The following is a 16,882-nucleotide window of genomic DNA, read 5'->3' on the forward strand; positions in this document are numbered from 1 at the left end:
CATAATTTGGTCAGCCATACCCGCTTGATGACACAAAGCACAGGAACTGCTATTGAACAATAAAGCCGCTACTGATTTAGTCACGAATAATGACTAGGCTTAGTAGCGGCTTTTTATTTTACTGTCCTGCTACCCCCTCTAAAAAACAGAGCGCAATAAAAAAATGGCCGGATCAACAATTTACGAAGGCAACGGAAAAACAGCAAAAATCTTGAACCCAAGAAAAATAAAACCTAACGAATGCTTAGATTTGGCGCTCTGCGGTAAAGACGCATGGAATGAGTGGCAAGAAGAATTTTCTGACGAAAAAAATTTAGCAGATTTTTCAAACGTTAACTTTCAGAATTATCCTTTTATATTTCAAAATTTCATCTTTAAATGCAAAGTAAAATTTGTTGGCGCGACTTTTGGGCTGGATTCAGCCAATTTCAACAAGGCAAGATTTCATCAAGAAGCAAATTTCTCAAACGCTCGCTTTACGGGAATGGCAGAATTTAATGAAACCATTTTTGATAAAGATGTCAACTTTGATGGCTCCGAATTTTCTTCGGCAACAAATTTTAATGATTCCATATTTAATGGTAACGGCAATTTTTCTAAAGTCATTTTTTTTACATCAGGAATTTTTTGGCGAGCAAAATTCTCAGGCGCAGCCTTTTTTCGTGAAACTTGCTTTGAGGAAAACGCCGTTTTTAGAGGCGCAAGCTTTCACAAAGGAGCATACTTTGAGAAAGCCATTTTTAAGAAAATGGCTTTTTTTCCTGCCTCCCAATTTTTTGAAGCAGCTAATTTTTCACACACTGAATTTGGCGGCAATGCATTTTATAATGGCTCTCAATTCAGTCTTCGCACTCTCAATGAGCTAGACTCCATTAAAGAGAACATAGACTTTTCTGGCGCAAAATTTCATGGATCAGCTGATTTTTCAGCCAGCGACTGGAAGGCGTTGACGCGTTATTATCAGAGCAATTTTGAAACCAGAAAAAAACAGGCTATCGAAGAGGGACTCGATCCAGGCTCAATTAGCGCCGCGTCTTTTAGGGGAGCAAATTTTTCAAAAAGTGTGATTTTTAACGGACGCGTTTTTACAGGACCAGTAGACTTTGGCCCCTTAGACGAGAGCTCTGATAGGGATGTGTCTCATAAAAATTCAAAAGCCACTGTTTTTAAATCTGCACCACATTTTTATGAATGCAAAATTCACCAAAATAGCAGCTTCTACAAAGCTCAGTTCCCTCCACCCAGCGGAGATCATCAGGCTGCCGGCGCCTACTGCGCTTTAAAGTTAGCTTTTTCTCAGAAGCAAGATTTGCGAATGGAACAACTTTTCTTCAAATTGGAGATGCAGGAAGAAGCTCTTCTGAACAAACGCCAATATTGGCTATATAGATTGTATACAGTTACCAGTGATTATGGTTTTAGCACATCAAGACCTCTTTTGCTATTGATTCTTACACCTTGGATTTTGGCATCTATATCCTATGCATTTATGGCTGATCTAAGTCCCTGCGTACCTGGATCGAATGGATGTGACATGCTCGGTGTCTTATTTCAATTTTCATTAATATCAATCCCCGGCTTTGAAAAAATAGCATGGGAAGCAAAAGACGCACTGTTTTCTGGAAATATGGGAATTTCAGTGTATTTAGTGATTTTGATTCAGAAAATACTAACGCTAATGGGTTTATTTTTAACCGGGCTGTCATTGCGAAACTTATTTAAAATGAAATAACAGACAGCCTTTTTGAGAAACATTAGTTTCCAACTTAAAAGGAGAGAATCTTGAAATTGGATTTTTATTGGGATCTTTATGATGACCCACTAGAACTGAAATATGCACTCAAAGATATTATCGCAGATGAAAGGGTAATCAACGAGGCTATAAAAAATTATCTTCTAGGAAGAGAACAAGATATTCTCTATGTTGAACAAGCTCATGCCAAGGGCGGGACATTCTCCTCTGTTGAAAAAGTCATAAGCACTAACATTAAAAAAAGAGCTGCTGCCAGAAAAGAATTTAGCAGTAAGTTAAGGAAGGCTCTGGTTAAATCCCAAGGTCTTCCCGATGCAAAATATAACTACCACGCCCACCATATAGTGGCTAAAAACTGCCATCGCGCAAGAAAAGCCGCCCAAATATTGCAGGCGTTGGGCATCGATCTGGATGATCCGGCCAATGGGGTATTTCTCCCAGCCGATGAAATATCCAAGAAAAAAGGTGTTCTGAAGCAGGCTTACATTCACAACCCGGTTCATACCAAGCCATATTACGCCAATGTAAATTATCAAATCATTCAGGCATACGAGCAGAATGCCGACAAAGAGGATATGAAACGCCTATTAAAAGACATCGCAAATGAGTTAAAGCGAGGTGTCTATCCGATATACCACTACCTTCCTGGTGCAGAGAGATTCTAAGCAATGATATATCTACTTTCAGTAATGCCCGAGGGCTTCAAGGAACTGGATCTTCCTGAAGGGAAAGATTATATGGCTTTCAACTGTATGCGTTGGAATGGAGAATCCAAACTTAACCAGTGGAAATCGCCAGAAGTCGTATGGGTTGAAGATGAATTCACGTCACCAAATGATCAAGTGGCTGATCTCACCAAATTCATGGGCGGAGCAATAGCCTTATCAGAAAAAGCTTACCATGTCTTGCAACCCGTTATTGGAGCGCAAGCTGAGTTCCTTCCCGTAGTTAGAGACCATGAACAATGGTACCTGCTAAATGTGCTCAACGTGCAAGACCTTATGGATAAAGGGCGATCAAAATTCAAAATCTACGAAGACGGTCATATAGGGCCATGCACTCACGCTTACATTCAAGAACCTGATGACACTGATAACCTAATTTTTCTAGTGAAGGGCTACTTTCCGAATATATTTATTAGCGCAACGCTTAAAACTGAAATCGAACGGGCCAGGTTAACAGGCGGTTTGATTCGCGAATATGTAAATCCTAAATGAATATGAAGATCTACAAAATTCTCCGCGATAGCGAACACTACATGGAATTTACAACTGATCTTGAAGAAATGCTAGATGAAATAGGTCCCGAAGTTGGTGATCTGGAATTCATGCAATTTAGTCGCCACAACTTGCGACTGGCCGATCATTGGAAAAATTTCTTTGGCACTTTCAAAAAAATTCAATCCGAAGCCACCGCCATACATGATATCACCTGCTGGCGCGGTGCAACATTGGTTCTATCGGAGTCTGCTTCAAACTCTCTCAAACATATACTCCAGCCCAACGGTGAATTGCTCCCGATAACCTGTAATGGCGAGAACTACTATATATTCAACTGCCTATCACGTGCAGAGATCGACAAGAGCAAAAGCAAACAACTCAATTTGAAGGAAGGCCTGATTGAGTTTGAGAACATCAAATTTGAAGAGAGCAGCATACAAGGAAAAGCTTTATTTAAGTCTAAAGACGAAGGATGCACCGCGACCTTCTGCACAAATGAATTTGTTGATCTCGTGATGAACTTGGGAATGAAGGGAGTTAGATTCTCCGAAAACCTAACTGAGATTTTTAGGATGTCGCCTTATCGTCTAATTAATGACATTTTCACCTATCATGAAGCTTTCGTAGACTTCAAAGCGCTACGTCGGCAGTTCAATGATGTGAAGGTATGGCTTCCACAAGAAAATGCCAGTCTCCTCGATGAGCTAAAAGCCGAATGGATTCCCGTTAATGTTAAATTCGAATCCGACAGCAAGAAAAATATTTTCCCTGATTTATCGGTATAGGATCTTTAGTGTTTGGTTTTGAGCAGCAAAGCCTATAATGAAGAATCTACAATATGATTATCTTCAACAGACACCCTCATGTGCGCGACTTAATTATTCACTATGCAAATTTCCTACATGAGAATCAAATTCTGAGCATTATGAATAGTGATGTTAACAACGCTACCGAAGCCACAGCGATGGCCAAATTCATCTGGCAAATGGCTGATCAAATGGCCACTGACAACGAGAACAGTACTGTGGTTTTAGGAAGAACAGATAACAGCGATATCATGCCTGACGTGGACTATGAAATTAGCCTGTATTTGAGCAACAAAGGGTATGGCGAGATCTGGGATAAAGTGTGCGACGAGAGTTGAATGCCTAACTAATGTTCCATTAGTTTTAATTGAGAAGAAATGTGCGGCAAACATGGACAATCCCAAAACCATTTCACTGGTGCTAATCCCCGGCTTCATGCTGGATGAAACACTATGGGACGACTTCTGCCCTCTCCTGCCCGACCACTGGAAGGTCTCGCGGGCCAAGCTTACCGGTGGAAATGTAATAAAAGAAATCGCGCAACACATTGCCGAGCAGTCCCCTGAGCGTTTCGTACTGATTGGCTTCTCGCTGGGCGGGTATGTTGCCAGACAATTAGCGGCCGATTACACCGAGAGAGTGAGCGCGCTCGTGCTCATCGCCAGTTCATTGCGCGAGGATACCGAGCAGCAAGCGAAGGCAAAATTGGAAGCTGTGCGTGCGCTATCTACATCCACGTTCAGCGGATTAAGTTCCAGGTCCATTGCGGCATCACTACATCCCCGTCACGCATCGGATATACATTTGATTTCGCGGATCAGAGTTATGGGAAGTCGTTTGGGTTATGAGGCCTTTGCAACTCAATCCGGGTTACGCAGAGCGGATGTTCCTAGGGATTCGATACATTGCCCGACATTGATTGTTGCAAGTACTCATGACGCGTTGCGCTCAATGGAAGAAACGAACGAACTGGTCGGTGCGATACCCGGCGCTTCACTTGAATTATTTCATGACAGCGGTCATATGATTCCGCTCGAACAACCACAAGATCTTGCGGCCGTTGTGATTGATTGGTTGAATAGCATTGGAATTTATTGATTCAATGGCTCCAACCTTTCACTTATCGAATCAATGTGTCACCCTCTGCCGTGTGCCTCACAACAAGAGGAACATTTTTTGAAGATCGAGGCTCCACACAGTATCATTTATAACTCATCACCTGCACATTTGTAACTGCATAAACCTGTGCTTCCGCCAGGCCTGGCTTCCCAGGCCTGCGAATGGACATCGACTATGAGGTTCGCCATGCATCGTATTCTGATTTTTTTCACCTGCCTGCTCTTTTCCCTGCCTTGCTTCGCCCAATCTGACGAGAGCGCACCGCTCATTATCGGGACCAAAGTAGCGCCACCGTTTGTAATAAAAGAGGAGGATGGCACATTCTCGGGAATCAGCATTGAATTATGGCAGCGCATTGCGGAAGAGATGGGGTTGCAGTATGAATTTCGCGAGACGACCTTGTCGGGGCTTATCAGTGGCTTGCAGGATGGCACCCTGGACGTTTCTGTGGCGGCATTGACAGTCACAGCAAAGCGCGAACAGCAAATCGATTTTACTCACCCTTTTCACACGACTGGGCTGGCTATTGCGGTTGCGCGCAAAGAGAGTTCCGTCTTCGATATGTTTCAGCGTCTCTTTTCATGGAAATTCCTATTGGTTATCGCTGCGTTATGTGGACTGTTACTCCTGGTAGGGGTGTTACTTTGGGTTGCTGAGCGGCGTCGAAATCAGGCGATGTTTGGTGGCTCGCCAGCAGAGGGCATTGGTTCAAGTTTTTGGTGGGCAGCCGTGACAATGACGACGGTGGGCTATGGCGATAAAGCACCGATTACGCCTGCAGGAAGGATTGTGGGGCTTGTATGGATGTTTGCTGGCCTGATTATTGTGTCGAGCTTTACCGCCGCAATTACCACCAGCCTGACAGTCAGTCAGCTGGATTCTCGCGTACGCGGTCTGGAGGATTTACCGAACGTCCGAGTGGCAACCGTGAATAATTCTGTAAGCGCTGAATTTTTACGTAACAACGGGATCGGTTTTTCCACCCAACCCAATTTGGTGGCCGCAACTGAAGGGCTCGCTAACGGGCAATTTCAAGCGGTCGTATACGACCGACCAATATTGCTGCATTTGTCTCATCAACAGTATCCGAAACGCACTGATGTATTGGCCGAGACATTCGAACGACAGGATTATGCCATTGCAGTCTCACAGGACAGTCCTCTGCGCGGCCCCTTGAATCTGGCCCTGCTACGTGTCATTGCTGATGACGAATGGCAGACTGTGTTAACACGATATTTAGGTAATGATCATCATTAATGGAGGGAGGATTGCCAAGGAATTATGTGCCGGGAATGAGGCTCTGGATTAATCGCACACCACTTGATCACGACCATTCACTTTGGCTTGATAAAGTGCTTTATCCGCCCGCGCAATTAAGCTCTCCAGAGTGTCATCCTCCCGGCGTGATGTTGCGCCACAGGAAGCGGTTAGCTTGCCAACGGGCGGGAATGAATAGCTGTTGATAGCATTGCGCAATCGTTCTGCCACGGTAACGATATCCCGCTCTGCAATACCGCGAATCACGATTAAAAATTCTTCGCCGCCCCAGCGAATCAGATAACCGTCACTGCGAAGCGCGCTGCTCACGCGCATGGCAAATTGTTGTAACACGCTATCACCCGTCTGATGGCCGTGGGTGTCGTTAATGTGTTTGAAATGATCTATGTCGAGCATCATGACGCTACCGGCAACGCCGCTACGCATAAAATCATCAAGCAGCCGTTGGCCGCCCCATCGATTGTATTGCCGCGTTAGCTCATCGCGTTCGGCCAGTTTGTGCATATGGGAATTATCGTGCTGCAGGCGTTCAATTTGCAGGCGCGCCCGCGACTGAAAGGGTAATAAAACCAATAGCAATAAAATGGCCAGGCCGTAACTCATAAACATTTCCTGACCGCGCGATGACCATAATTCTTCTCTATGCGTCAGCAAATAACCGAGAACCGGTAACGCGCTTAAAACCCAGGCGACAATCATGATAGGAAAGGCACGGCGCGGCGGCAGTATGACCATCACCAGCACAATCAGAATAATCAGGAAGGAGGATATCGGCGGGAAGATATCAATCAGCAGCACCTCGGCAAACTGGTACGCACGCAGGCTGTAATACCAGGCGGGCAAGGAGAGCGCGACAATGGCCACCGCAAAGGCGGAATATACTACCTGCAACAAACGCTTCGGCCGGTATATCAACCAAATGGTCAGCGCAAGGTTTGCAATGGAAACCAGAGGCGGGATAACCAGGTCCATCAACTCCGGTTCCGGCTCCAGGTAGTGCAAAATACTGGTTGCCAGGCCCACACTTCCGGTTATCCCTAGCAGCACCAGTACTCCCCGATAAAAAGCACGTTCATCAATAGGCGGGTTCTGCATGCTGTACCTGTTAAACCGTCGAGTTGAAAATTGGATTACATTGCGTATAGTTGGAAACCGGCAGGCTGACGCTGAGCATCTTATCGCCTCAAGGTAAAATGACAAGTGATACGGCGGGAAAAAGATGACCTGGATACTAGCAATCAGGTGCTATAACACCACCAAAAGAATTTTATTGGGGGAATCTCTTATTTTTTGTAGAATTCCGCTATCTAACCAACAAGACGCTGAGCAGATACCGTTATTATGAACATTCATTCCATAACACCGGATACTGAACAATCGATCTGCTCAATACTTCGCGATGCACTCTCGAATGCGCTGGGCATCTATGTGTTTGGTAGTCGCGCCCAAGATACTGCAAACGCAGACAGCGATCTGGATCTCGCGGTTCTTATAGAAGGCTATGCTGATCCGTTAGTGCTTTGGGATCTGGCCAATCAAATCGCCGAAAAGCTGGGTTTTCACGTGGATTTGTTGGACTTACGTGCCGCCTCAACCGTTATGCAGTATCAAATTATCACAACGGGGCGATGTATGTGGGCGAAGGATGTTCAAGCAGGGCTATACGAAGCATTTATCCTTAGCGAAAAAACTAGCCTGGATACAGCCAGAGCGGAATTGTTGCAAGAAATAAGAGAAGACGGGGCGGTTTATGGTAAATGACGTTCTCATTAACAAAGCCGCCAGTATTGAACGGTGTATCAAAAGAGTACGCGAGGAATACGCAAAAGCAGGTTCCAAGTTTGCCAGTGACTACAATCGCGCAATGAATAAAGAATAAAATTTACAACTGACGATCATTGCACCTAAAAATAACAGGATGACTATCATGAGTAAAAACCAGAAGATTGGCTGGGGTTTTGTGGCTTTCGGCTTATTGATCATTCCCTTGTGTTACTTTCTTTTCAGCCGTGAGGCGTTTGTGATCGCCACCTGCGTCGGGTTGATGGCGATGGTGTTCGGCGGTTTTCAATTGCTGATTAATAAGCCCTATGTTCCCCAAACAACAGCGGGTTCCAAAGCCCGTAAAGTTAGCCGCCGCCGTTGAGGCTAAGCCACACTAAAGGAATTCAGCATGAAATTTCTCTGTCTCGCCTATGAAGACGAAGCCATCTTCCACGAGATGCCGCACACTGAGTGGTTAGCACTGCGCGATGAAACCCTGGCTTATGTGGATAGCCTGCGGCAGAGCGGTAAGCTGATTATGACCGAGCCACTGCAAAGCGCGCGCAAAGCCAATACGGTGCAGATTCGCAATGGTATATCCTCTGTGACCGATGGCCCTTTTGCAGAAACCAAGGAGCAGTTGGGCGGATTTTTTCTGATTGATGTGAAGGACCAGGATGAGGCTGTGCAAATTGCATTGAACTGGCCGTCTGCACGTTTAGGCAAAATTGAGGTGCGGCCCATCGAACCGGGGTTGAGCACCGACACGCGGTATAACGCCTTATAACCAATAGTTTGTTTAAAGGGAATTAAACAACTTGCGCATTAAACGTCCAAGGGTAATATATGCGCCACAGCACCGGTGCTGTGAATCTTTACATGGATAACTAAGGATGATCTTATGATTAAATTTCCTGGATTATTGGCAATTGCGTTTCTCTCGCTGCCCTTGTCGGTCAATGCGGCGATTATCGATATCGAATATTCCGGTTATGTGTCAGGCACTGAGGGTAATGGCCTCGGTTTTAACCCGGGTGACACCGTCAACGGCACCCTGCGGATTGATACCAGTTATTCGTCTGGCGATGTGTGGAGTGAAACAGATAAGGCACGCTACGAAGCGGGGCCGGATCAGTATGATCTGGTGTCTGGCTACCACACCAGCAATACCGGCAGTTCGGTCGATTTTGTTGAGATCTATAACGACTCCCGCGATAACTTCATGGGCGGCTTTGAAGATTTCCTGTCGATCTCGGATTCCAACTCAGCATTTTTCTTCATCTCCGACAATACCTACACCTCGGATTTCTTTTCCATTCAATTGCAGTTTGCTTTCCAGGGTATCGATTGGATTACCAGCGAGTCGTTGGACAATGTAAATATTCTGGTGAATGATTTGGTCACCATGGGACCGTCCTGGGGCGTTATGACCAACAGCTACGGCTCTGGTGATTTCAGTGGTAATTATTCTGCGTATAGCGATACCGCATTTTTGAATTTCACCAGCGTGAACATCAAGTCGATTGATGTTCCTGCACCGGGCTCTTTAATGCTGTTGTTGATTGGTGTGGCGGGATTGTTGCTGTGTCGCCGCAAGGTCTAAATTAGCCGTGTGTCTCCTGTAAAAGAGCCCGCCTACCGGGCTCTTTTATATCAAGCGTTATAAGTCCGCTTCGAACTGGATCTCCTGCCCTTCCACCAACCGGTCGCTTTCGATGGTCAGCACAGGCTGGCTTCCACCGGCATTGATCTCTACCTCAAGCGATTCATCGGGTAGTAAACCTTTTAATGATTGACCGGAACGTACATCATTGATCGTCACGTAGGCGTCATAATAAATCGGCGCAATGCCCCGGTTTTCGACTGTCACTACCGCATGGTTTGCAGAGGCCTTAAACGCGGTGATGTGAAACTTATAACCGTTGGCCATGCCGGCTTGCTTGATGCGTTCAGGGTTTTGGTATTCCGGCTGATCGTTGCCAATCATGTAGGTGATGTTGAATTCCCGACTTAATTGTTCGTAGGTTCGGCCGTACATGCCGTCAACATTCAGCGCGTTTTCCTGGTCGTAATCGGAGTAATAACTGAGTTCGCCACCGTGTGGCGAGTGCGCGTAGCGCGTGGTGTGACCAAACACCTGCCACATATCCGCGTTGTATTCCGCGTGCGCGCTGTGCATAAACGAATCATCAAAGTTCCCGAACTGTAGCGCACGCAATCCGGCATCATTGGCTATCGGGGTGTTGCCGCTGTCGCCTGCGTCAATAGAGATACTCCAATGCAGCTCGTCGAATACGTCATCAAGGTGTTGCAAGAAGGTTTTCTGAAACACTTTGGAAGGAAAGTTTTCTCCCAGGCGAACCTCAGGGTCATAGATATGGTACTCGCCCCACAAGCCAAAGCCGACCTGCAAGAATGCGATGCGCGGATCATCATCGTAGCGCGCGGCAAACGCGGTGTAAAAATCCAGGTGGGCTTGCTGTAACTCAGGGTGCGACCAATCCGGAAAACCGGTTGCCTGACCTTCGCTGGATTCCGTGGTTTCGTGGTAGTCGCTATAGTCTTTGATGTAGTCCGGCACCGCCGTCTCACGCCCCGGATACACGTAGTACCACCGCAAGATTAATTGCTTGCCGCGCCCGCTCACCTGCGCCAGCAAATTGTCCAGCATGCTCCAGTCATACAGGTTATCCCCAATCACCACATCACTGGGCCGAACATAGGCGTATTCGAGTTGAACATAATCGTCCTGGGTTTTTAAGGCGCTGCTATTGTGCGAATCCGCCCATAGCACTATGCCCGTCATGGGTTGTACTTTGGTGATCTGACTTTGCAGCGGGATATCGTATAGCGTATTGTCCGCCGAGCTGAGCGAACTGCTGCTAGATATCGATGTGGATGATGCGCTACTGGTAACACTGGATGAAACTGAACTCGACGAAGCAGGGATCGAAGAAACCGGGCTTGATGAATCTGAGCTTGATGAAACGGGAGTTGATGAAGCGGCGCTTGATAAAGACGAAGCACTGGATAATGCGCCAGTGGATGAGGTTGACGAGGTATCGCCCGGCGATGAGCTGCCGCCACCACACGCAACCAATGCCGATATACACACTACGCCGATCAAACGAGTAATTGTTGAATACATGTTAATTCCTGTTATAAAAAGCGGTAGTCGATTAAGCTAGGCGCAGTGTTTCAAATTCCGGCTCTTGTTGCTATGAACTGATCAACAACACCCAAGGAATTTTTGTATACCGCTGGCGTCAATAAACCGATAGCCTTAACGCCTGTGATGTCCATCATTGCCGCCAACAAAACCGACAATTATTGATAAGAGGTTTGCACAATGAAGCTGCTTGCATCGTCACGAATGTCCGTCCTTGTCAGTGCCTTAATTTTTTCCTGTGCTGCCGCCGCTGAAACGCCGAGCCAACCCGCCCCCAGCGAACAAGCCACCGCCAAAAGCCAGGCAGCCGTTAACAAGCAAGTCTCGATTACGGAATGGACAGTACCTTGGGAAAAATCGCTTCCGCGTGATCCCTGGGTGGGCTCGCAGGACACCATCTGGTTCGTCGGCCAAAACAGTGACTATGTCGCCACGCTCGATCCCACGAATGGCGAGTTCAAACAATACCCACTGGATGACAACGCCGGACCGCATACGGTTATCGCGGATAAACGCGGTGCCTGGTATGCCGGTAATCGCTCGCAACATATCGGCCTGGTGAATCCGGAGACCGGTGCAATTGAAAAGTTTATGCTCCCCGGCGAAGGTCCGCGCGATGTTCACACCATGGACTTTGCCCGCAACGGTGACATCTGGTTTACGGTGCAGGGCGGCAATCAAATTGGTGTGTTAAAAGCCGCGAGCATGAACATTAAACTGTTCGATGTTCCCACCAAAAATGCTCGCCCTTACGGCTTGCTGGTAGACAAGGATGGCAAGCCCTGGGTTACGCTTTTTGGCACCAATAAACTTGCCACCATTGAAGACAACAAAGTGGTGGAGATCACCCTGCCCCGCGCGGAAAATCGTCCCCGTCGCCTGGCCATCACTCCCGATGGCATGGTGTGGTATGTGGATTATGCAGAGGGTCACCTCGGACGTTACAACCCCACCACCGGCGCAATTGATGAATGGCGCACACCGGCGCAGGAAAAATCCCGGCCTTACGCGGTGGCGGCCGATAAACAGGGGCGTGTCTGGTTTTTTGAAACCGGCGTGCACCCCAATCGCCTGGTAAGTTTTGATCCGGCCACCAATAAGTTTAGTACACCGGTTGAGCTTGAAAGTGGCGGCGGCACCGTGCGTCACATGGTGTACGATGAAAAAGAAAATGCGCTCTGGTTTGGCACCGACACCAATACCATTGGCCGCGCACAACTGCCCTGAGGCATTGCCGTCAGCGATTTTTTCGGCAACGGAAACAGGCTATGTCCACCGCTCTGAAACATAAGCTTTACGTCATCATCTTTGGCACCGACACACCGGCAGGCAAGCTCTTTGATGTGGTATTGATTTATACCATCCTGCTCAGTGTGTTGGTGTTAGTGCTGGATTCCATCGAGTCTGTCGCAGCGCAATTTGGCAGTTTGCTGCTGGCCGCCGAGTGGTTCTTTACGATTGTGTTTACCATTGAGTATGGCCTGCGCATTTACTGCTCGCCGGGCCGCTGGCAATACATTCGCAGTTTTTATGGCATCTGCGATCTGGTCTCCATATTGCCGACTTACCTCACCATCTTTTTTCCGGGTGCCAATTATCTTTTGGTAGTTAGGTTATTGCGGGTGCTGCGCATATTCCGTGTGTTGAAGCTTGTGCGTTATATGTCTGAAGCGAACCTGTTGATCAATGCCATGTTGCATGCGCGCCGTAAGATTTTTGTTTTCTTTGTGGCTGTGCTTATTTTGTCAGTTATCTTTGGCTCGATCATGTATCTGGTCGAGGGACCGAGCAATGGCTTCACCAGCATTCCCAAAAGTATTTACTGGACTATCGTCACCATCACCACCGTCGGCTATGGCGATATCACACCGCAATCGGTTTTGGGCCAGATTGTGGCTGCTGCGGTTATGCTGACGGGTTATTCAATTATTGCGATTCCTACCGGCATCCTCACTGCCGAGCTGGCACAGGAGATGGCACGAGAACGGAGCGCTATCTCCTGTGGTGAATGTCGCACCTCAGGTCACGATAATGACGCGACCTACTGCAAAGCTTGCGGAAAAAAATTGAACAGGCCGTAACAAAAAGCGTAACGCTATGAACGCTACGTCCGCCTATAAGATTTACAATAAAATGTAATTTTTTTCCGGCACAGGCCAAATAAGACACCTAACACTTCATAAACTCTGTTTTAAAAGACACTTTGTTGTAGTCAGGTGTCATTCGTACTCTGGCACGGGCAATGCAATATCCATATTGAACACATCATTTATTTTTTTGCCTGATGAGGAGATACACGATGAAAAAGCTACCCCTGATATTAGCAAGCGTTTTACTGACGTCATCCGCTTTGGTTAGTGCGCAAACCGGTACACGCGATACCAGTAATCAAACCGGCACGGGAACCTACTCTACATCCAGTTCGGTGTCATCAATGGATCATAGAACTCGTACCGACGGAGATTACAGAAATCGTACCGACGGTACGTCTACCGGGCGTGATCGGGACGGTACCACCGGAACCGAAAATCGCGGAGCAACCGGATCTGGCACAGGTAACACAGGCTCAGGTACTGGAGTACGTTCAGGTACGGGCAGCGGCACAGGCACAGATACTGATCGCGGAACAGACACGACGCGGTAGAGGCACATCTGGAAGGGACTCACAGAGTCCCTTGTTTTTGCTAACAATTTTCCATTGATTACCCCAATTCATCTGATTCACTTCATACCCCACAAATAATCACTTTGCCTTCCTGCCACGCACTCCTGCTTGTCAGGTATTCAGCTATACTCGAACCCGGAAACGCTGCCCCCCTATTAAATAATGCTAGTGAACGGAGAGTGTTTGGCTATGACATTGAGCCTGGGCGTATTTATTGTTGTGGTGCTTATTTTTGCTATCCAGGGTTTACGCAAAGGTTTTTTTGGCGCCCTGGGCGGGATTCTCAGTTTGGTTGCCGGTTACGCGGCGGCGATCTATGGTCTTAAACCCCTGGCGAAACTGCTCAAGGATATGACCGGGCTCGACGGCTTACTCCTGTATTTTTCCGCCGGATTAATCGCCTTTATTGTCGCAAGCCTGGTGGTGGGTATTGTGTTCAGTTTTCTGGAGCGCGCCATCTCTGCCACTGCCGGTTTATCCGGCATGTCGCGACTGGGCGGTATGTTGGTGGGCACCGGCGTCGGCTGTATCCTGGGTTTGCTGGTGGTGTACGGCATCAGTATTTATCAGGAACTACAACACCCTGATAAATTTGATAATGATACTTTCCTTGCGCAAAAAACCCGTGGCCTGATGAGTCACGCTACCGCCAGTATTCTGGAACACACCTATCCGGAAGCAAAGTCTTTGGCCGTTGCCTTTGTGGAAGATCCGGTGGAGATGGGCGAACACCTCAATCAGGTGCTCAGCAACGATGCGTTCAAACAGTTATTGCAAGACCCGCAATTTCAATTACAACTTGAACAGGGCAATACGCCGGCACTCTTGCAAAACCCGGACTTTCAACAACTTGCCCGGGACGAACACCTGCAACAACTGTTGCAACACAGCGACATTGCCCATACCGAAAATACTGACGAAGTCCTGGCCACGCATATGAGCAATGTCTGGCAAAAAGTGCAACGCAAAAAAAATGATGAACGGGTGCAAGCCATCCTGAAGGATCCGGCCTTGCAACAAAAACTCCAGAACAATGACCGCATGGCATTGTTGCGCGACCCACAATTACTGGAACTGATGGAACTCCTGTTTACTGAGGAGTCTACTGGCAAAGAGTGAGGTTCCGCTAAACCATCGGGTAAACCTGTGATAGAAAAACACCCCTTCCCGTATTTTTTACCGCCGTTCGCGCAGCGCCTAATCGTCGGCAGTTTTCCCTGCTTTAATGGCCGGGATTACGGCGAGTGGTTTTACAGCGGCAGCGGACGCAATGAATTCTGGCGGCTACTGAGTGATGTGTTTAACATGCCGGCACAGACATTGAACGAGAGAAAAATATTGTGCGAACACCACGGCATCGCGCTCACCGACATTGCGTATTGCATTGAACGAAAAGCCAATAACTGTGCGGATGCTAATTTGCGTATCCTTGAGATCAACCATACCGGTATAACCACCTGCCTCGCGGCGCAACCCCGCATTATTTATTTCACCAGCCGCTTTGTTGAACGGCATTTTTTAAAACATTATCCGCAACCCCACCGTGAAACCCGCGTGCTGCTATCTCCCTCACCCGCCGCCAACCGGCACTTGGCAAGCCTGGTGGAATATAAACAATTACGTGCAGCCCAACGTATAAATTCACCCTACGAGTACCGGCGCCTTAAATATCGCCAGGCGCTGCTGGATGATCCGCACAACGCTTGATTCCCTACTTCGGCGAGTGTGTTAAAACTGAACTTATGTCGCGAACGACAAACCAAGCTATTGCAGGATACCCACCGCTACGCCACTATACCCGGCAGTTTTTCAGATTCTCATCTTGCCATCCACGGGAGCGTTATGACCACGGCAAAAAAATTGATTTCCCTGTTGTTGCTCGGCCACATGTATAACGCGGCAGCAGCAGCTCCAACCACAGCAGAAAACACGCTGTCCCCCGAAGCATTTACCCAGTGTTTAATACGCCTTGGTGAGCGCGCAAAAACAGAAGGAATTTCAGACGCCACCATCAAACAAAGTTTACTCAAGGCCAACTTCAATACGCGCGTCATTGAGCTGGACAGACAGCAACCGGAATTTACCACTACTTTTGCGGATTATCTGAACCGTCGCGTTACCGACCAACGTGTTAGCCAGGGCCGGGAGTTATTGGCCAAGCACCGCGCCTTGTTGTCCCGCGTGACGCGGGACTATGGGGTACCCGCACACTACCTGGTCGCTTTCTGGGGATTGGAAACCAACTACGGCAGTTTCTTCGGCAAGATGTCGGTGGTGGATTCGTTGAGCACACTCGCGTGCGACGAACGCCGTAGCGATTATTTTGCCGGCGAACTTATGGCCGCCTTGCGTATCCTGGATGAAGGCGCAATAGCGCCAGAAAAGATGGAAGGCTCTTGGGCCGGCGCCATGGGCCACACACAATTTATGCCCTCTGCCTTTCTACGTTACGCAGTTGATTACGATGGCGACAACAAGCGCGACCTGTGGAATAGCACGCCGGACGCTATGGCCTCGGCAGCCAAGTTTTTACAAAGCCTCGGATGGCAGCAAGTGGATCGCTGGGGCCGTGAGGTGAAACTTCCTGTCGATTTTCCTTACCTCGAAGCCGGATTAAATCAGCGTAAATCACTGGCTGAATGGCAAAATCTGGGCGTCCGCCAGACAAATGGTTCTGCGTTGCCCAACGTGGATATGCAAGCCTCGCTATTGGTACCGGCGGGACATCGCGGGCCGGCTTTTCTGGTTTACGATAATTTCCATGTCATCATGCGCTGGAACCGCTCGGAGTATTACGCTTTGGCGGTGGGTTATCTTGCTGACCGCATCGCCGGTACTGGCAAACTGATGCAACCACCACCGGAAGATGCACCGCGGTTAAATCGCGCTCAAGTGATGGCCATGCAAGAACAACTCAACAAAAAAGGTTTCGATACCGGCACACCCGACGGCATCCTCGGCCCCGGCACTCGCCGCGCCGTCAGTCAATTTCAGCATCAACAAGGTATGATCGCCGATGGTTTTGTGGATAACGGTATTCTTGGTTTGTTGGGTGTTGAGCGTTAACAATTTTTGTTTGCCGGCTTCAAACATTTAAACCGATATAAA

At 47.9% G+C, this 16,882-nt stretch carries 20 protein-coding genes; 18 read left to right on the plus strand and 2 right to left on the minus strand.

The features are described from left to right. Positions 1–163 precede the first annotated feature (163 nt). The 7 genes from ACSV5M_RS13655 (at position 164) to ACSV5M_RS13685 (ending at position 6,155) form a co-directional block, all read left to right on the plus strand. Entirely contained in the window at positions 164–1,732 is a 1,569-nt protein-coding gene (locus tag ACSV5M_RS13655; protein WP_439176793.1) for a pentapeptide repeat-containing protein, read from the plus strand. 50 nt (positions 1,733–1,782) lie between these two features. Next, the gene (locus ACSV5M_RS13660; protein ID WP_439176794.1) at positions 1,783–2,418 is read left to right on the plus strand and encodes an AHH domain-containing protein; all 636 of its coding nucleotides are present in this window, start codon (positions 1,783–1,785) and stop codon (positions 2,416–2,418) included. A 3-nt stretch (positions 2,419–2,421) separates the two neighbouring features. Next, positions 2,422–2,970 carry a hypothetical protein gene (locus tag ACSV5M_RS13665; protein WP_439176795.1) on the plus strand — a complete coding sequence of 183 codons (549 nt, stop codon included), beginning with the start codon at positions 2,422–2,424 and terminating at the stop codon, positions 2,968–2,970. 41 nt (positions 2,971–3,011) lie between these two features. After that, positions 3,012–3,758 carry a hypothetical protein gene (locus ACSV5M_RS13670; protein ID WP_439176796.1) on the plus strand — a complete coding sequence of 249 codons (747 nt, stop codon included), beginning with the start codon at positions 3,012–3,014 and terminating at the stop codon, positions 3,756–3,758. A gap of 140 nt (positions 3,759–3,898) precedes the next feature. Next, on the plus strand, positions 3,899–4,117 hold the full coding sequence (locus ACSV5M_RS13675; protein ID WP_439176797.1) for a hypothetical protein: 219 nt from the start codon (positions 3,899–3,901) through the stop codon (positions 4,115–4,117). A gap of 52 nt (positions 4,118–4,169) precedes the next feature. After that, complete coding sequence (locus ACSV5M_RS13680) at positions 4,170–4,877, plus strand: alpha/beta fold hydrolase (RefSeq protein ID WP_439176798.1); 708 nt, start codon at positions 4,170–4,172, stop codon at positions 4,875–4,877. Positions 4,878–5,084: 207 nt separating this feature from the next. Next, positions 5,085–6,155, plus strand: coding sequence for a transporter substrate-binding domain-containing protein (locus ACSV5M_RS13685; RefSeq protein WP_439176799.1), 1,071 nt, complete (start codon positions 5,085–5,087; stop codon positions 6,153–6,155). Between the two features lie 48 nt (positions 6,156–6,203). On the opposite strand, the gene ACSV5M_RS13690 is transcribed toward ACSV5M_RS13685, so the two are convergent. After that, on the minus strand, positions 6,204–7,271 hold the full coding sequence (locus ACSV5M_RS13690) for a GGDEF domain-containing protein (RefSeq protein WP_439176800.1): 1,068 nt from the start codon (positions 7,269–7,271) through the stop codon (positions 6,204–6,206). 246 nt (positions 7,272–7,517) lie between these two features. Between ACSV5M_RS13690 and mntA the strand changes: the two genes are divergently transcribed. The 4 genes from mntA to ACSV5M_RS13710 all read left to right on the plus strand — a co-directional run bounded on the left by mntA (position 7,518) and on the right by ACSV5M_RS13710 (position 9,543). Continuing rightward, positions 7,518–7,937 carry a type VII toxin-antitoxin system MntA family adenylyltransferase antitoxin gene (gene mntA, locus ACSV5M_RS13695; protein ID WP_439176801.1) on the plus strand — a complete coding sequence of 140 codons (420 nt, stop codon included), beginning with the start codon at positions 7,518–7,520 and terminating at the stop codon, positions 7,935–7,937. 166 nt (positions 7,938–8,103) lie between these two features. Continuing rightward, positions 8,104–8,322: a hypothetical protein gene (locus ACSV5M_RS13700; RefSeq protein ID WP_439176802.1), complete on the plus strand. Its 219-nt coding sequence runs from the start codon at positions 8,104–8,106 to the stop codon at positions 8,320–8,322. A 27-nt stretch (positions 8,323–8,349) separates the two neighbouring features. Next, complete coding sequence (locus tag ACSV5M_RS13705) at positions 8,350–8,727, plus strand: YciI family protein (protein WP_439176803.1); 378 nt, start codon at positions 8,350–8,352, stop codon at positions 8,725–8,727. A 114-nt stretch (positions 8,728–8,841) separates the two neighbouring features. After that, entirely contained in the window at positions 8,842–9,543 is a 702-nt protein-coding gene (locus tag ACSV5M_RS13710; RefSeq protein WP_439176804.1) for a PEP-CTERM sorting domain-containing protein, read from the plus strand. Between the two features lie 57 nt (positions 9,544–9,600). Here ACSV5M_RS13710 and ACSV5M_RS13715 read toward each other — a convergent pair whose 3' ends face one another. Continuing rightward, complete coding sequence (locus ACSV5M_RS13715) at positions 9,601–10,746, minus strand: hypothetical protein (protein ID WP_439176805.1); 1,146 nt, start codon at positions 10,744–10,746, stop codon at positions 9,601–9,603. Between the two features lie 49 nt (positions 10,747–10,795). On the opposite strand from ACSV5M_RS13715, the gene ACSV5M_RS13720 reads away from it, so the two are divergent. The 7 genes from ACSV5M_RS13720 (at position 10,796) to ACSV5M_RS13750 (ending at position 16,840) form a co-directional block, all read left to right on the plus strand. Then, positions 10,796–11,128: a hypothetical protein gene (locus tag ACSV5M_RS13720; RefSeq protein ID WP_439176806.1), complete on the plus strand. Its 333-nt coding sequence runs from the start codon at positions 10,796–10,798 to the stop codon at positions 11,126–11,128. A 161-nt stretch (positions 11,129–11,289) separates the two neighbouring features. Further along, positions 11,290–12,336 carry a Vgb family protein gene (locus ACSV5M_RS13725; RefSeq protein ID WP_439176807.1) on the plus strand — a complete coding sequence of 349 codons (1,047 nt, stop codon included), beginning with the start codon at positions 11,290–11,292 and terminating at the stop codon, positions 12,334–12,336. A gap of 41 nt (positions 12,337–12,377) precedes the next feature. After that, positions 12,378–13,190 carry an ion transporter gene (locus ACSV5M_RS13730; RefSeq protein WP_439176808.1) on the plus strand — a complete coding sequence of 271 codons (813 nt, stop codon included), beginning with the start codon at positions 12,378–12,380 and terminating at the stop codon, positions 13,188–13,190. A gap of 218 nt (positions 13,191–13,408) precedes the next feature. Then, a complete protein-coding gene (locus ACSV5M_RS13735; protein ID WP_439176809.1) occupies positions 13,409–13,753 on the plus strand; it encodes a hypothetical protein in 345 nt (114 codons plus the stop codon). Between the two features lie 210 nt (positions 13,754–13,963). Further along, the gene (locus ACSV5M_RS13740; RefSeq protein ID WP_439176875.1) at positions 13,964–14,893 is read left to right on the plus strand and encodes a CvpA family protein; all 930 of its coding nucleotides are present in this window, start codon (positions 13,964–13,966) and stop codon (positions 14,891–14,893) included. Between the two features lie 27 nt (positions 14,894–14,920). After that, complete coding sequence (locus ACSV5M_RS13745) at positions 14,921–15,481, plus strand: uracil-DNA glycosylase family protein (RefSeq protein ID WP_439176810.1); 561 nt, start codon at positions 14,921–14,923, stop codon at positions 15,479–15,481. Positions 15,482–15,616: 135 nt separating this feature from the next. Further along, the gene (locus ACSV5M_RS13750; protein ID WP_439176811.1) at positions 15,617–16,840 is read left to right on the plus strand and encodes a lytic murein transglycosylase; all 1,224 of its coding nucleotides are present in this window, start codon (positions 15,617–15,619) and stop codon (positions 16,838–16,840) included. Positions 16,841–16,882: the final 42 nt, after the last annotated feature.

This window comes from Cellvibrio sp. ARAG 10.3, from assembly GCF_051846955.1.
Lineage (GTDB): Bacteria > Pseudomonadota > Gammaproteobacteria > Pseudomonadales > Cellvibrionaceae > Cellvibrio.

What these genes read in the sequence shown, in the direction of transcription:
- ACSV5M_RS13655 (WP_439176793.1), top strand. Translation starts at nt 164, where the DNA reads ATGGCCGGATCAACAATTTACGAAGGCAACGGAAAAACAGCAAAAATC.
- ACSV5M_RS13665 (WP_439176795.1), top strand. Translation starts at nt 2,422, where the DNA reads ATGATATATCTACTTTCAGTAATGCCCGAGGGCTTCAAGGAACTGGAT.
- ACSV5M_RS13670 (WP_439176796.1), top strand. Translation starts at nt 3,012, where the DNA reads ATGGAATTTACAACTGATCTTGAAGAAATGCTAGATGAAATAGGTCCC.
- ACSV5M_RS13675 (WP_439176797.1), top strand. Translation starts at nt 3,899, where the DNA reads ATGAATAGTGATGTTAACAACGCTACCGAAGCCACAGCGATGGCCAAA.
- ACSV5M_RS13680 (WP_439176798.1), top strand. Translation starts at nt 4,170, where the DNA reads ATGGACAATCCCAAAACCATTTCACTGGTGCTAATCCCCGGCTTCATG.
- ACSV5M_RS13685 (WP_439176799.1), top strand. Translation starts at nt 5,085, where the DNA reads ATGCATCGTATTCTGATTTTTTTCACCTGCCTGCTCTTTTCCCTGCCT.
- ACSV5M_RS13690 (WP_439176800.1), bottom strand. Translation starts at nt 7,271, where the DNA reads ATGCAGAACCCGCCTATTGATGAACGTGCTTTTTATCGGGGAGTACTG.
- mntA (WP_439176801.1), top strand. Translation starts at nt 7,518, where the DNA reads ATGAACATTCATTCCATAACACCGGATACTGAACAATCGATCTGCTCA.
- ACSV5M_RS13700 (WP_439176802.1), top strand. Translation starts at nt 8,104, where the DNA reads ATGAGTAAAAACCAGAAGATTGGCTGGGGTTTTGTGGCTTTCGGCTTA.
- ACSV5M_RS13705 (WP_439176803.1), top strand. Translation starts at nt 8,350, where the DNA reads ATGAAATTTCTCTGTCTCGCCTATGAAGACGAAGCCATCTTCCACGAG.
- ACSV5M_RS13710 (WP_439176804.1), top strand. Translation starts at nt 8,842, where the DNA reads ATGATTAAATTTCCTGGATTATTGGCAATTGCGTTTCTCTCGCTGCCC.
- ACSV5M_RS13715 (WP_439176805.1), bottom strand. Translation starts at nt 10,746, where the DNA reads ATGACGGGCATAGTGCTATGGGCGGATTCGCACAATAGCAGCGCCTTA.
- ACSV5M_RS13725 (WP_439176807.1), top strand. Translation starts at nt 11,290, where the DNA reads ATGAAGCTGCTTGCATCGTCACGAATGTCCGTCCTTGTCAGTGCCTTA.
- ACSV5M_RS13730 (WP_439176808.1), top strand. Translation starts at nt 12,378, where the DNA reads ATGTCCACCGCTCTGAAACATAAGCTTTACGTCATCATCTTTGGCACC.
- ACSV5M_RS13735 (WP_439176809.1), top strand. Translation starts at nt 13,409, where the DNA reads ATGAAAAAGCTACCCCTGATATTAGCAAGCGTTTTACTGACGTCATCC.
- ACSV5M_RS13740 (WP_439176875.1), top strand. Translation starts at nt 13,964, where the DNA reads ATGACATTGAGCCTGGGCGTATTTATTGTTGTGGTGCTTATTTTTGCT.
- ACSV5M_RS13750 (WP_439176811.1), top strand. Translation starts at nt 15,617, where the DNA reads ATGACCACGGCAAAAAAATTGATTTCCCTGTTGTTGCTCGGCCACATG.